Genomic DNA, 15,231 nt, shown 5'->3' with positions numbered 1-15,231 from the left:
AAATGAAAAGGAGTTTTTGAGCTGAAATTACGGCTTTTGGATCGTGCGGCGATGCAAGCGAATGGGTTCTGTGGAGATGTTGTTTCCGGGCGTTGTTTCAACGACGGTATCGATAATGACGGTGACATTAGAGTCGGTGGTTGCTAGGGCATTATCGCCTAAGATATTGCATGCTAAAGGAAGCCCGTTACCGATGTAATAAATCGTAGCATTGATATCAAAAAGAGCATTGACTCCGGCCTGAGGGTATTGTGCATTCACTGCGTTAATGCATCCATTTGTTGCGTTGATTTCATGAGCGCTGATGGCCAAAAGCACAAATTCGGTTCCGCTTTGAAGTAAAAGTTCGGCTTGTTCTCTAAGATAGAGATCGCTGGTTTGTTTGGTAGAAAACGTTGAAAAAGAGAGGGATAATGCCGCAATAGTAGCAATTAACACGATAAAGATAATGGCGGTAATCAGTGTAAACCCTCTTTTCATTAGTAAATCACCTTTTCTTTGCATGCGCTAAAGTCAAAATTACTGGCAATACTTTGGTTGGCATCATGAATACAGAGCTTGATACGAATACTATCGCCGTCTTGTCGAATACGAAACGTACTGACATGCTCGGCAAGTACCGTCGATGTACCGTTTGGCGTATAGGTTTCGCCTTCCCACGGTTGATAATTGTAATAAAGCGTCAGATTAAAATCATCGGCAGCTCCTATAGGTGCGAGAGCATAAGCACTATGGGCGAGGTAGTATTGTTCAAAGAGATCTCCATTCCCATCACCGTCATAGTCGATCAAATCATCGTTGGCCGCATTGGATAGAAGTTGTAAAGTGGAAAAATTCGCCGCACAATTATTACCCACGCATCGAACCTTTCTTGCATAAGGATTGTTCCCTATAGTAATGGCATTTTCATAATAATTTGAAAAAGTACCCGGCTTTGCTCCTTTAAAAATAAGTGCAGGGTGCTTAATTGCCGTTCCATCCATGGCAACATTATTGTCGGTAAGAGATTTGATAATATTGTTGGTAAAATCCAACCTGCTTCCCGGTGTGGAAAGCGTTCTTGCCGCATGGCTTGTATTAACCGTATCGTTCATATCGATTAAGCCGCTCCATCCCGGAACGACGGAAGTTCCGTTATGTTCGCCCAAAAAGCTTTCGTTGCTGATCCCGATCCACTCGATTGTGTCATATCCTGCTATCGCATTTGGTAGTGCTCGCCACGAGGCACCGTTATCGTTGCTTGCTCTTACGCTATCTTTGATGCGATATTGTAGACGCTTGGCAACTTGCTCTAGCGTAATTTCGGTTTGGCTCTGTAGGCGATTGATCGCGCGCGTTCGCAAATAGTTTTCATACATTTTCGTGATAATCTCGGCTCCGATACTTGCAATAATACCGAAAACCACGATGACCATCACTAACTCTATCAACGTAAAAGCGGAGCGTTTTTTCATTGGTACGGCCTTGATGGAAGAAGCATGGATTCTCCGATGTTACATGTAAAGGCACGTAACGTTATATTTTGGTCGCCGCCCGATACGGTAACGGATATTGTCTTAATATTGGTAACGGTCGCATTATTATCGGGATTCAAAGTAAATACAACGGGTGAGACGTTATAGGTAGCACTGTCTGCCGCATAAGTGATGCTTGTTCTCAGGTTTAAATTGAAAATATAATCGAGCGTACCGGCTCCTTCCGCAGAGGCACTAATGTTGATCGCATCTGCGTCAAAATCGTCGATATCGGTAAAATTCCCACCGTCACCCGCATCAGCACCGATAGCACTTGCCGATGCGCCCGTGGCAGAGCATTTACGCCGAGAATCGGCATTGACGTGACCAAGACGGCGAAATGTCGTTCCATTACAATTAAGTTCCGTATCCGGGCTACTGGTAGCAAGGACAAAAGAACGTGACGCTGTTGAATCGTAACTATTGTGATCCCACTCATACGTGAGGATATTGCCTATTTTTGCCTTTGCCGCTAAAATCGCTTCTTGTTGCATCGCAAAAGCATCGTTTCGTTGAACTTGCGTGAGAATAAGAGGCAAACTCATCACGGCAATCCCCATAATGACGATCGTAAAGACAAGCTCAATAAGCGACATAGCAGAACGCATTACCATTCCATCCTACGGTTGGTACGTGTTGAAGTGTTTAAATCAACGGTTCTTCCCAAATTTCCTTCTCCAGCCCAATTCCCCGAACGTGTAAATTCTACGTTAAAATCGTTAGTGGTTGCTGCTGCATTGAACGGATTATAAAGAAGCCAAGAAGAAGGTGTCATGCGAATACGATCCGTATAAGGAGCGTTGGCATTGGTTAAATGAGCATTATAGCTTTCTAAACCATGTGTAATACCGCCTACGGGAGTGGTTATCGGATTGATCGTTGTTTCTTTTGCTGTGCCTGCTGAAACTGAGGTAAATACGCTAATGTTACCATCGGTTAAAGCATCATGCCTCATATTTTGATACCAATTAAGCGATGTCGGGCTTTGTGCTCCCGTAATATTCAGATCGGTTTTATTACAATCTTTACAATACACTTCATAGCGAATAGTTGTATCGATAGCACTAGGACCGCGATAATCGGTCGAGTAAGCGCGTCCGTAATAGTGTGTAACGTTAACGTCGACTGTAAGGTTTCCCTCTGTCGTATAACCACTCTTTAAATCGGCTTGCATTGTACAATCGGGATTTTGCTTACAGGTTGTATTCAGGTCGTTAAAGATTACTACAATCGGATTGATAGGATTTGAAGTGTTGCGATCAAAGTTAAGATGTTGATTAATTTTGATCGCACCGTTAAGATCTTTGGTAAAATTACCTTCACTAAGAACTATTGTCGTATTAGCATCGCCTGGATTAGTGGTCAACTTTGGAACAATACTAATAATGTCGTCTGTTGAATTAAGATCAAAAAGACGATACTGATAAGGCATAGGAGGCATACGAGAATACGTATGGTCCATGCTAATATTAATATCTTGCGCATAACAGCCTGTCACAAAATTGCTCATGGATGTATTGTCGTAACCTGTAGCACTAATGGTACCTCTAAAATGCATTGATTCATTCATGTCGGCATGCTTATGAATATCATTTGTATCGTTAAGATCATTCATATAAACCCAAGCGTTTGTAAAGTCGTTATTGTTATTGACTCCATAAGAAGGGGTCAGTAAAAGGCTGAAACGATAAGGATGAGAAGACACGTTGTAATCGCGGTATTTTAATCCGGCTTCGTTGTTGTCATGGTTGTTGGTATCGATTGTACAACCGTTAATATTTGTAAGTGTGTTCCCAGAAATTGAAGGTAGCATAGAAGAGTTTTGAGTTATTGAACTATTTTCTTTACAGTCTAAGGCATTACCGAAGCCGACAAAATAATTACTAACATCTGTTGTAACGCCTTTGACGGAAGCAGAACGATGATGTGTCATGTAGTTAATATTGTTATCAACAAGCGTCCAATTCGTGTCAATCATATTGAGTCGGTATTCTCCGACATTGGTCAGATTAGCTTCACTTGAGATTATTCCATTAATCATATTAAAAGTAAGAGGTTTACTAGAAAGGTCATTACATCGTATTGAAGGGTTAATTGGAGAGAGAGGTTGCCATACAAAAGAAATATTATGATCTGTCGCAGAAGTGGTAAAGTAGCGCGTATAACCGGAACTAGCATTATTCCCGTCGTGATCTGTCGCATTAATATCAAAACGATAGGCATAACCAGTAGCAATGTGAATTTTTTCATTATTCGGTAATATTACACCCGTGCGATCTTGTGCAAAAGATTGAGTTTGTGCATGATTTGTTTGATTAAGATCACTTAGTTTAACGTTGAAACTTTCCGGTCGTGTTGCAAAGTTATCCCTTGAACATGTATAAAGGGTACGATACCCTAAAATACATTCATGACATTGTGCGAGCGTGAAGTAGTCTACACCGGTGTTTCCAGCATTACCGCATGCAACTGCGACTTGATTAGTCGTACTCGTACCATTGGGAGCTTTAACCGTTTTTTTACACGTACCGTATGTTTGTACAAGCTCTGTAAAGTTGATCATTCGGTATTTTCCGTTAGAAAGTTGTTCGTATTTGATAACGGTATTATTAGCATCTCCAACATTTGCGCTAATACGAAATGCCGTATTTTGTCTTGCTTTATTAAAATATTCTTTAATATTAGTAATAGAAATACTATTGGTATCAATCGCTTTTTGTAAAGCTGTTTGAAAATCGACTTGTGATTTGGCACCCGTTGTGTCTACGAAAGGAACCCAAAAGCGTTCACTAATTGCGCTAGAAGGCTCATCACAGCTAGCTTTCGTATTATGAAATTTACCGGCATCTATAATTTCGATACCTACGACCGTAGGAATAGTTAATTCTCTCGTATAAGCAACCGGTGTACTATTGGCGTCGTGCGCAGTGATAAGGTATGCTCCGGGGCGATTTACAACTTGAGTAGGGATATTAAATTTTGGGTAAGTGTCATTACTGTTATAAACACCTTTTGCTGCAATATTAAAAGTTCCCCAATTAGGCTCATACTTGGTCACATCACCAGTACATAGTGGGAACTTGGTGCTTCCTACCGTATAAGAATACGGAAGAGAAACCGTATTTCCCCCAATTGTTAAAACAAGATTGTAATTAATTTGTGCATTTAAAGAAATATTGATATCATTTATAGCCTTTGGAGTTAACGTGTAATAAGTGTAAAAATACTCATTGCCGTTGATGGTTCCATGCGGAATACCGACAATCTGAGAATCGCTTACCGTTAAACTAGAATCAGGCATAAGAACAGGTACTATTTCGTAAGGGTGTACAACATAAGTACTATTTCGATTATAAATTGCTTGAGATGTATTAATATCTGTAATATCAAGCGTTAAATTTTGCGCTTCAACATCTGAGTTTTCTTCATTTTTAATATAAATAGAGACATTAATGTCATCTGTCGGTGTAATTTTACCTTGAACCCGGGGCAAAGATGTGCCATTATTGCTTTCCGTAAAGTATTTTCCATTTTGAGAATAAGCATAATCGTAACAAAATTTTGGTTCATAAAGTTCCGTTGAAAAAGCTAGAATCCCGGGCATTGATTGATCACCATTATTATTACTAAAAGTAGCTTCAAGCTTCACCGCGGTATTGGTTTGTTGATTTGTCATATATTGTGATACATCGAATGTATCCAAATCTAATCCAGGGTAGTAAGAAATCGTATTGTCTATAGCGATGCCATTATTGGAAACGGTACCATTAAAGGGGTTATTTGATGGGTTCTGGGTGTTTGAGACGGCTGTATAAGCGTAGCCATTATTAGCATTTTGAATGTAAAATGCATCTCTTGCGATATTTTTTTCTCCGCCTGCGGCATAAAAGAGCATTTTTGCATTAACTGTACTTTCTTTAGGCGTTAAAAATCCATTAACGGGTAATGTGATATTAAACGTTTTATATCCATTGATATCTAAAGGCACCATTGCATCAAAGCCATGAGTTACTTGAACATTTTTTAATTTAGCATTGGCGGGAATATTATTAGCTGGGTAACTATATACAATGACAAGAGCCCAATTTCCCCAAAATCCAAATTTAATTCCGTTAACTTCTGCACCAGATGCTAAATAGAAGTAAGAATACCAATCTGTTCCGCTATTAGCTTTGATATTCCCTACAGTGATAGGTTGTGATGTTCCTGGAATGAGATGGTTTTTAAGTAAAGCTGTGACATCTTTATATCCTTGATAAAAAGATCGATAACCTCCAGAATTACCTGTGCCGTCTCCCCAAAAATCATGATACCATATCGTATCTGCTGAAAGGGAAGATGCTGTTCCATCCGGCCATAGAGTATCGACTTTGTTTCTATTTTGAATTTTGCTATCGGTTGTATAATTAGACGCATTTTGTCCGGCAATATGACCTTGCCAATATAATCCAGCCCATACGATATCTGTTCCGGCAATACCTGATGGCAATGTTAAAGTAGCTGTTGCCGAGTTTAATGGTATAACGGATGTCGAGACGGCATTCTTATACATTAAATTGGATTCGTATAAATAGCCCGTATAGGCATTATTGCAACTGCCATGACCATCGTTTTGGCAAAGCACGGATGTTCCGGTTGCAATAAAATCGCCGTATAAGCTTAGCGAAGAACCGGACGGTAGCGCAGATACGAAAGGATTTTGATGTTGTATTATTTTCCCTTTACTCCAACCTGTTGAGGGAAATAAAAGCAAGAAAGAGATGAAAACAAAAGAAAAAAAAGATAACGCATTGGTTTTCATGACTTAATGACCTTTCTTTATATTAGGAATAACATAGAATTTTATAGAAAATAATATTATATAAAATATTATTTACTCAGATTTCCCTTTATTCAAATACCGAGCGATTCCTTCCATCAAGCCGAATTCCGGATATTTGTTGGCGTCTAAGACCACTTGTGCCATTGCACCGTTATCGACGTTAAAAACCAACGGGGCTAAAAAGTTTATCGTAGAGGCTTCAATGGGAGTGGCGATAATCATAATATTGAGGATAAGAATGTTTGATTTTTCGTTAATATCGAGGAGTGTTCTAAAATATTCGGGGATTTCAAATTCGTAAGGTCTCAGCATAAAGGGGTTGATAAGCGTAAATGTTGTCGTATCGGACTTTGAAATAAATTTAACGAAGAATTCGTCGATTTTTTCAAGTTCCACTTCTTGAATCGATTCAAACCCTAAAAGAGGCATTTTAAGACTAAAAACCATACAATTCCTTTTGAAAAATAGTTATTTTGATTTATTGTAGCATTTTGTTGGTTAAATGGCTCTCATTTTTGCTGAAAAAAGAAAATTAATCCGTTATATAGTAAGATAACGAAAAAACGGGTACAATAAGATTTTTACTGTAACGAAAAGGATAGAATGAATGAAGATAGCAAATATGCTTGTCGCCGCGTCGTTAGTCGCTTTTATCAGCGGATGTGCTTCCAAGGATAAGGAAGTTTTTAACATGCCCGCAACGTATTGGTATGAACAGATTGCCAAAGAGATCAAAGCGCAAGATCTCGAAAAAGCCGACGGATTTTACACGTCGCTCGCGAGTGAACATATCGAATCGCCGCTTTTGCCTGAAGCGATGATGATGCTTGCCAACGCTCACATGCAAGACGAGGAATACGTTTTAGCAAACTTTTATCTTGACGAGTATCTAAAACGTTACGGTAGCCGTGAAAATGCCGATCATGTCCGTTTTATGAAGATTAAAGCCAATTACGAATCGTTCCCCAATCCCAATCGCAATCAGCAACTTTTGATGGATACGATTTCGCAAACCAAAGAGTTTCTTAGTAAATACCCCAACTCTAAATTTCGTCCTTTAGCGGAAACGATTTTAGTGCGCTTGGAATTAGGCGAGTACTTTTTAAACGAAAATATCAAAAGCCTTTATACACGTGTCGATAAACCCGATGCGGCAAAAATTTACGAAGATAAGATCACTAACTCTTCTTTAGGAAAAGCACAAATGATCGAGCCGAATATGCCGTGGTATCGATCATGGTTTGAAAAATAGACTTTTTATTTACTTCTTTACCCTATAATCTAATCGGCACATAAAAGCTTAACTTTTATGTGCTACTTTGTAAAATACTATAACGATACCTTAAATTTACACGGAGTGATAAACGATGAAGATCACCGATTACACCGCATTTCCTGCGGATATCCCGATTGTTGTCGAGGATAATTTATTTTTATACCCATTTATGATCTCACCGCTCTTTTTAGCCGACGAAGAGAATATACGAGCTGCTAACGAAGCGTTGGAACACAACTCTTTGGTCATGGTCTGTACTGCAAAAGTCGGACAGGAACAAGGACGAGACTTTAACGCAATCTATCCTGCGGGTGTGATAGGCTCTATCATGCGCAAAGTCGAATTACCCGACGGTCGCGTCAAAATTTTATTTCAAGGGATGCAAAAAGGCAAAATTTTAAAAGAATTAGGTTCTATGCCGCTTCGTGCGACGATCGATCTGATTCAAACGCACCGATCAGAAACGATGAAAGTCGAAGCGGCACTATCGGTTTTACGCGAAAAAATTACGCAACTCTCCTCTTTAAGCGGTCAATTTCCTCCGGATTTGCTCAAAACCGTCGAAGAAAACAGTGACGTTAATCGTATTATTGATTTGATTGCAAGCACGATGAAACTTAAAAAAGAACAAGCCTATAAACTTTTTGTCGAAGCCGACGATGAAATCAGACTTCTACAAATTATCGATTACGTGATCGAAGAGATCGAGTCGAGCCGTTTGAAAAAAGAGATCAAAACCAAAGTTCATTCGCAAATCGAGAAAGTCAATAAAGAGTATTTTCTCAAAGAACAGCTCAAGCAGATCCAAAAAGAGCTAGGTACGGACAATCAGCGCGAAGAAGAGATCGAAGAGTACCGTAAAAAACTTGAAGCTAAAAAAGAGTACATGGAAGAAGATGCCTACAAAGAGATCAAAAAGCAGATCGATAAGCTCGCTCGAATGCATCCGGATTCTGCCGATGCAAATTTGATCCAAAGCTATCTTGACTGGGTTATTGAGATTCCTTTCGGTAAAGCGGCTAAGAAAAACCTTGACGTGCTTGAGGTTAAAGCGCAACTGGATAAAGACCACTATTCGCTTGATAAGCCTAAAGAGCGTATCGAAGAGTTCTTTGCCGTACGTGAACTTCTAGCCAAACGCGGTATCGCCGATAAGTCGGCAAACGGCGCGATTTTATGCTTTGCAGGCCCTCCGGGCGTGGGTAAAACCTCGTTAGCAAATTCTATCGCGAAAGCTCTCAAACGCAAGCTCGTTCGTATCGCCTTAGGCGGTTTGGAAGATGTTAACGAACTTCGAGGGCACAGACGTACGTATATCGGAGCGATGCCCGGACGCATCGTTCAAGGTATTATTGAAGCCGAAGAGATGAATCCCGTCGTCGTTTTAGACGAGATCGATAAAGTCGCCCGTAGTTACAGGGGCGATCCGACGGCGGTACTTTTAGAAGTGTTGGATCCCGAACAAAACAATAAATTTAGAGATTACTACCTCAATTTTAATATCGATTTGAGCAAGGTTATTTTTATTGCGACGGCGAATGAAGTCGGCTCTATTCCCGCACCGCTTCGCGATCGTATGGAGTTTATCTTTGTGAATTCTTATACACCGCAAGAAAAATACGAAATCGCTAAAAAATACTTAATTCCTCAGGAATTAAAAAAACACGGACTTAAAAATAACGAAGTGGCGATTTCGAAAGCAACTTTGCAACTGATTATTTCCAATTATACGAGGGAATCGGGAGTACGTAATTTACGTCGCCGCATCGCCGACATTTTGCGTAAAGTTGCCAAACATCTTTTAATGGATCCTAAATTAGAAAAAGTCAGCATTACCAACAGTAACCTCAAAGAGTATCTTCCTAAAACGGTTTTCGAGATCGACGAAGTCGATAAGGAAAATAGCGTAGGAATCGTCAACGGACTTGCATGGACGAGTGTTGGAGGCGACGTATTGAAAGTTGAAGCCATTCGCATTCAAGGTAAAGGCGGCATACAAATTACGGGTTCACTGGGCGATGTGATGAAGGAATCGGCCAAAATTGCGTTGAGCGTTGTCAAAGTTTTGATCGACAACGGCAAAATCAGTGTGCCGCTTTCTATTATTCCGACGACGAGCTTGGAGAAAGAAGAAAGTGCCAAACAAGTCGAGCCTAGCGACGTATACCGACGTTACGATTTGCATATTCACGTGCCTGAAGGCGCAACGCCCAAAGACGGTCCGAGTGCGGGTATAACGATGGCAACGGCGATCGCGTCCATTCTCTGCGACAAAAAAGTCAAAAGCGACATTGCGATGACGGGCGAGATAACCCTGAGCGGTAAAGTGTTGCCGATCGGCGGGCTTAAAGAAAAATTGATTGCGGCGTATAAAGCAAAAATCAAAACGGCATTGATACCGAAGAAAAATTACGAGAAAGATCTCGAGGAAATTCCGGACGAAGTGAAAGAAAAAATGACGATTATTCCGGTCAGTAAGATCGAAGAAGTGTTGGAGTACGCGCTCGTAAAATAACACAAAACGTAAGGTTTGGAAGCGCGTTCCAAACCTTACATGTAAACCCTATTGTTGCAATTGCTCAAAAGGTACGGCCACGACTTTTTTCGTGTCGATGATGTATGGGATAACCGCCGTCGCACGAGCGCGTTTGATCGCAAGTTCGACCATCTCTTGGTGACGTTTGCAGTTACCGGTTAAACGGCGAGGCATAATTTTGTATCTCTCGGAAAGTGAGTGTCTCAAAATTTTTGCATCTTTATAATCAACGTATTCTATTTTTGCTTCACAATATTTGCAGTATTTACGTGCAAATTTTCTTTTCTCTGCCATCTTTTTATCCTTCTTTATTTACTAAAACGGTATTTCGTCATCGTTAATATCGATGCTCGGAATATCATGACCACTCATTTCGGGAGCTGATTGTCTTGGTGCGCCGGTCGGTTTTTGGCTGGGGTTATAACCGACGTTTGGCATAGAACCGCTTGTCGGATCACCGTAACTTCCGCCCATATCGCTTTCGTTTTGTCCGCGAGAATCAATCATTTGAAGTGTTTCGACCGTGATGGAGTGTTTTGAGCGTTTAACGCCTTGTTGATCCGTCCACTGATCGAGTTTCAAACGACCTTCCACCAATACTTTTTTGCCGCGGCTTAGGTATTGATTGGCGATTTCCGCCGTGCGTCCAAAGAAAGTGATATCGATAAAGCAAACCTCTTCACCTTGGCTACCGTCTTGTTTTTTGAAGCGACGGTTAGTCGCAAGTCCCGTTGTGCATACGGCACCTCCGTTTGGCAGGTAGCGAAGTTCGCAATCGCGCGTGAGATTACCAAGCATAATCACTCTATTGAACATCGTGGCTCCTTATTTAAGCTTCAGTCGTAACAGTATCTTCTACAATCTCTTTAGTCTCTACAACAGCGGGTGCATCACTTTTTTTCGTGATTTTTTCCACTTGTTTGTTCCAGAAACGAAGTTCTTTTTGATTTTCAAATTTTACGGTCATAAAGCGGATAAACTCTTCCGTAATACGGATAAGTCTTTCAACTTCTGCAATCGCAGCCGTTGGGGCAGTAAAATAGAATACAACGTATGTACCGCGTTCAAATTTATCGATTTGATACGCAAGTTTGCGGGTACCCATGTCAAGTGTAGCAGCGATGACCGCGCCGTTTTTTTCTAAAATTTCTTTTAGAAAGCCTAGTTTTGCTTGTAGTTCTTCTACGGTTAGCGTAGGTTTAACTACGACAAGCAACTCGTAATGTCGCATAATGTCTCCTTATGGATTTCACCCAAATAATATCTATTTGAGTAAGGATTTTTAGAATAGACGCGGATTATACTATAAAAAACTTTGAAATTTTATTAAGATAGAGAGCAGATAACTGCTTTTTTCAATATTACCGGCTTTTTTGAGTCGGTATTCGGTATCGGTTAAAAGCGTTAAGAGCCGTTGGTAAGTTGCTAAGTCGATTTTAATGGAAAGTTTAGAGCGTTCGGCGGCAAGTTGCGGCGGAAGAGGGTAGCCTAAAATCGCTTTGGCGTCAAACGTGCCGTGAAGTTTGATGTAGGCGTGAAATAAAAAGAGTTGCGAAATATGCGTTTGTAAGGCATTAACAATACGGATTTCTTCAATGCCGTCGCCTTCGACAAGGCGTAAAAACTCCTCTTTAATATCTTTTTTTTCCAATAACTTACCCATAAAACGGTCCATAGAAACTGCTCCGAGGCCGTAAACGTGCGTATGAATATCGGCGGTTTGAACCTCTTTTCCTAGAACAAGCAGTTTTTCGCACTCGTTAACGCACAACGCTAAATCTTCCGCATGCAAAACGTACAATTCTCCCAAAGCGTAACGATCGATCGCAAGCCCGAGGGCGTTTGCATGTTGGGCTAGAAGCGATACGGCTTCGTTATAGTCGGCTTTGAAGAGACGAACGAAAAATTTGTCGAAAGCTTTGGTCATCGGCGTTGCTTTTTTATCTTCACCGAAATATTGGTAAATAAAATAGCTAGAATCGTTTTTCGTACACAGTTCGACTAACGTTGAAAGTTCTTTTGCGGGAAGCGGCTTATCGGTTTTAAGGATTAAAATATTGCGATCACCGAAAAGCGAGGCTTGCGAAAGAAAATTTTTTGCCGAACCGAAATGATATTCGTCGTAATACATCATGAGTTTTTCTTCGCCGGATGCATTTAAAAGTTCTAACAGAGCACGGGTTAAAAGATTGTTTTGGTAAGCGCATGCGCCGTAAAAAAGCGTTGCTTTGGGAACTTTTTTTGTTTTTAAAAGATTTTCAAACTCTCTTTTATACATCAAAGCTCCTCGTAACACGTGCATAAATTCTTGCCGTAGCGATGTTGCTCTCGACGATTTTAATCTCAACGCGTTGCAAAAGATGCACGTCATCATCCAGCAAAAAGATGCGAGCACCCTTGATCGTATCGTCTAACTTTGCAATCGTGTTTTGCTCGGTTTCAACGACGATTGCTTTGAAATTGTCACCGACATGTAAGGCCATATAGCGTGCAAATTTACGATCCATATAATCCCACGCAACTTTGTCGCTTTCACGCTCGAGAAGGCTAATTTGTTCACATAAAGGCGCGATGTCTTTGAGCAAAAACGCCAATTTTTTATCGTCGTGTGACGTTTTTGCCTTCAAAAGGCGGTGTAACGTCAAGTCGCTGTAACGACGAATCGGTGACGTGAAATGGGTGTACATGTCAAATCCGAGTCCGAAATGCCCTTTGTTTTCCGGTTCGTAAATGGCTTTCTTTTGGCTTTTGATAATGAGTTTATCGACTTCGTCACGCAGGTTCAGCGTATCGGCTTTTTGTTGAATCTCTCGAATCATTTGCGGCAAGTCCGAGCGGAGCTTCACGTTGATACCGATCAGTGCCAAATCGCTCAAAAGTGCTTCCATGCGTTCATAAGAAGGACTTTCATGCGTTCTAAAAATACCGAATCCCAGTTTTTTAGCGGCGGCTTTGTTGGCAAGAAGCATACAATCTTCAATCAACCCGTGAGAAGGAGTCTCTTCTTCGATGCTCGTCGAAATCAGATTTTGGTTTTCGTCGACGCGCATTCGAATTTCCGAAGCACGAAACGAAAAGGATTTTTCCAAGCGTATGGTACGCAATTTTTTCGTCAAAGCGTTCAGTTCAAAAAGGTACGCCAAAATAGGTTGATCCGTTGCGTCGGCATCGCTAAGATTGCCTTTTAAAAACAGATCGATTGTCTCGTACGTATAACGTTTTTGCGAATGAATGACGCTTTCGAATAACGCTTCTTCGATCGGTTCACATGTCAGCGGGTCGAGCGTTATTTTAAACGTATAAGCGAGTCGATCGACGTTTGGTTTGAGCGAACAGATATTTTCGCTTAAAGCGCGCGGTAGCATCGGAATCGCTTTATGCGGAAAATAGATCGAAAAACCGCGAACGAGGGCTTCTTTATCGATATAGCCCATAGCATGTACGTATTCGCTTACATCGGCGATAGCAACGTATAAAATGTGGTTTTGCACGTCAAAATAGATAGCGTCGTCAAAATCTTTGGCATCCACGGGATCAATCGTGCAAAAGGGTAGATGCGTTAAATCGACGCGATGTGCATAGTAGCTTTTGTCGACAAAATCGCCGTGGCTTTTGGCTTCGGCTTCGGCTTCCGGGCTGAAAAACTCTTTTTTATCGAAAAGAGCCAATGAAATCTTCTCATCGACGCTTGGATCGTCTAAAATGCCTAGCACTTCTTCGATCGTATTGGACGTATTGTCGATTTTGAGGACGGTTCCAAGCGGTAATTGTTTAAGCGATTTTTGACTGGCGATTATCTCGAAGAGTGCTTCGTTTTTCACGTTGGCACCGACAACTTTGCCTTTGCTCATTTTGGTGTAGACGATGCTTTTGCTAAAGGCGCGTTGCGCGATGTAAACGACCACGGCTTTAGGACGCGAACTTCGTTTGTTTGCGACGCGTTTAACGACGACCAGATCGCCTCTCATCGCACCGTGCAAGCTTGAGGATTCAATGAGAATATCTTTGGCACTTGTCGGCTCTAAGGAGCTTAAAAAACCGGTTCCGTTAAATGCAACGTCGAGTTTTCCGACTTTGTAAGAAGATTCTAACATGTAAAGATCGTTTTTTTGAACCAAAGCGCGTAGTTGAAGCAGTGCTTGAAAATGAGGTAAAAAAGCGGAAGGCACATCGTTTCGTGCCACTCCGCGACTCAAACTTAAAAGAAAATCTCTCACTGTATGAATTGCTCGTACGTTTCGAGAAACGGTTCTTTTTGAAGACGGTACTCTTCCAACAGCACCAAAGCATTTTGAATTGATGCATCGCTTAGCTGGGCAAAAATATTAACGGCGGTTTGTACGACATGTAAGGCACGTGCGCACACTTTAATATGTTCGGGAGCTTTTTCGGGCGTACGCGAATATTGAATCGCTTCGACAAGTTCGCTTTCCAAATTCCATTGTTCAAAAATCTTAGCAGTAATCTCTTCGTTAGAAAATCCGACGTACTCTTTTTCCAAAGCATCCAAGGCATCTAAGGTCGTAACGTTTAAAAGTGCTTCTTGAAAAGCCTGTTCTTTGCGACGTTCGATCAATTCATGCGCAATAATAATCTTTCCGACTTCCATCATAAAAGACGCGGGTTGGAGAATGTCGAGGAGGGATTTATCGACTTTAGAGTACCACTTGAACATGAACATACTTTGCAAAGTACTGATATCGAGGAAGATATTGTTATTGATGTTGTAAGGTTCTAAATTAATTTTAATATTTTGTTTGATCGCACTTGAAAGCGCAAAACCCCGAACCGTCGCCATGCCGAACAAAGAGACCGCATGGGCAATGTTCTTAATTTCTCGGCTAAAACCGTACAACGGCGAATTGGATGATTTGAGAATATTGGCGGTTAACATCGGATCGCTCTCGACGACTTGTACCAAATCGGAAAGAGAACTGTTTTTATCAACGCAAATGCGCTGGATTTTCAACACGGTATCGTCAAGCGGCGGTAGAGCCTTGATTTTTTTTAAAATATTTTCGTCCATAACCGATCCTGCATAAAGAATGTTATACGTCACATTCTATCTCGTCTTGCTTTATAG

The 15,231-nt window shown here is 41.0% G+C and carries 13 protein-coding genes; 2 read left to right on the top strand and 11 right to left on the bottom strand.

Going from position 1 to position 15,231, the window contains the following annotated elements:
• Positions 1 to 27: 27 nt before the first annotated feature.
• The 5 genes from UCH003_RS08765 to fliW all read right to left on the bottom strand — a co-directional run bounded on the left by UCH003_RS08765 (position 28) and on the right by fliW (position 6,783).
• Positions 28 to 480 carry a hypothetical protein gene (locus tag UCH003_RS08765; protein WP_060826218.1) on the bottom strand — a complete coding sequence of 151 codons (453 nt, stop codon included), beginning with the start codon at positions 478 to 480 and terminating at the stop codon, positions 28 to 30.
• Positions 480 to 1,454 carry a type II secretion system protein gene (locus tag UCH003_RS08760; protein WP_060826217.1) on the bottom strand — a complete coding sequence of 325 codons (975 nt, stop codon included), beginning with the start codon at positions 1,452 to 1,454 and terminating at the stop codon, positions 480 to 482. Before UCH003_RS08760 ends, UCH003_RS08765 begins: the two co-directional genes overlap by 1 nt.
• Complete coding sequence (locus UCH003_RS08755; RefSeq protein ID WP_060826216.1) at positions 1,451 to 2,122, bottom strand: type II secretion system protein; 672 nt, start codon at positions 2,120 to 2,122, stop codon at positions 1,451 to 1,453. Before UCH003_RS08755 ends, UCH003_RS08760 begins: the two co-directional genes overlap by 4 nt.
• Positions 2,122 to 6,315 carry a hypothetical protein gene (locus UCH003_RS08750; protein ID WP_060826215.1) on the bottom strand — a complete coding sequence of 1,398 codons (4,194 nt, stop codon included), beginning with the start codon at positions 6,313 to 6,315 and terminating at the stop codon, positions 2,122 to 2,124. The genes UCH003_RS08755 and UCH003_RS08750 overlap by 1 nt, the downstream gene beginning before the upstream one ends.
• 72 nt (positions 6,316 to 6,387) lie before the next feature.
• Positions 6,388 to 6,783 carry a flagellar assembly protein FliW gene (gene fliW / locus UCH003_RS08745; protein ID WP_060826214.1) on the bottom strand — a complete coding sequence of 132 codons (396 nt, stop codon included), beginning with the start codon at positions 6,781 to 6,783 and terminating at the stop codon, positions 6,388 to 6,390.
• Positions 6,784 to 6,943: 160 nt separating this feature from the next.
• On the opposite strand from fliW, the gene UCH003_RS08740 reads away from it, so the two are divergent.
• Both UCH003_RS08740 and lon read left to right on the top strand, forming a co-directional pair.
• Entirely contained in the window at positions 6,944 to 7,588 is a 645-nt protein-coding gene (locus UCH003_RS08740; RefSeq protein WP_060826213.1) for an outer membrane protein assembly factor BamD, read from the top strand.
• Positions 7,589 to 7,703: 115 nt separating this feature from the next.
• Complete coding sequence (lon, locus tag UCH003_RS08735) at positions 7,704 to 10,127, top strand: endopeptidase La (RefSeq protein WP_060826212.1); 2,424 nt, start codon at positions 7,704 to 7,706, stop codon at positions 10,125 to 10,127.
• Between the two features lie 48 nt (positions 10,128 to 10,175).
• Here lon and rpsR read toward each other — a convergent pair whose 3' ends face one another.
• The 6 genes from rpsR to UCH003_RS08705 form a co-directional block, all read right to left on the bottom strand.
• The gene (gene rpsR, locus UCH003_RS08730) at positions 10,176 to 10,442 is read right to left on the bottom strand and encodes a 30S ribosomal protein S18 (RefSeq protein WP_039675171.1); all 267 of its coding nucleotides are present in this window, start codon (positions 10,440 to 10,442) and stop codon (positions 10,176 to 10,178) included.
• A 21-nt stretch (positions 10,443 to 10,463) separates the two neighbouring features.
• A complete protein-coding gene (locus tag UCH003_RS08725; RefSeq protein WP_041962545.1) occupies positions 10,464 to 10,964 on the bottom strand; it encodes a single-stranded DNA-binding protein in 501 nt (166 codons plus the stop codon).
• Positions 10,965 to 10,977: 13 nt separating this feature from the next.
• Complete coding sequence (rpsF, locus tag UCH003_RS08720; protein ID WP_039675167.1) at positions 10,978 to 11,379, bottom strand: 30S ribosomal protein S6; 402 nt, start codon at positions 11,377 to 11,379, stop codon at positions 10,978 to 10,980.
• A gap of 72 nt (positions 11,380 to 11,451) precedes the next feature.
• A complete protein-coding gene (gene holA, locus UCH003_RS08715) occupies positions 11,452 to 12,426 on the bottom strand; it encodes a DNA polymerase III subunit delta (RefSeq protein WP_060826211.1) in 975 nt (324 codons plus the stop codon).
• Positions 12,419 to 14,365: an RNB domain-containing ribonuclease gene (locus UCH003_RS08710; protein ID WP_060826210.1), complete on the bottom strand. Its 1,947-nt coding sequence runs from the start codon at positions 14,363 to 14,365 to the stop codon at positions 12,419 to 12,421. Before UCH003_RS08710 ends, holA begins: the two co-directional genes overlap by 8 nt.
• Positions 14,362 to 15,174, bottom strand: coding sequence for an HDOD domain-containing protein (locus UCH003_RS08705; RefSeq protein ID WP_060826209.1), 813 nt, complete (start codon positions 15,172 to 15,174; stop codon positions 14,362 to 14,364). The genes UCH003_RS08710 and UCH003_RS08705 overlap by 4 nt, the downstream gene beginning before the upstream one ends.
• Positions 15,175 to 15,231: the final 57 nt, after the last annotated feature.

Source organism: Sulfurospirillum cavolei (assembly GCF_001548055.1).
In the GTDB taxonomy this organism is placed as follows: Bacteria; Campylobacterota; Campylobacteria; order Campylobacterales; family Sulfurospirillaceae; genus Sulfurospirillum.
Note: the sequence above shows the minus strand (reverse complement) of the source record. Positions and strands in the feature narration are given on the sequence as shown.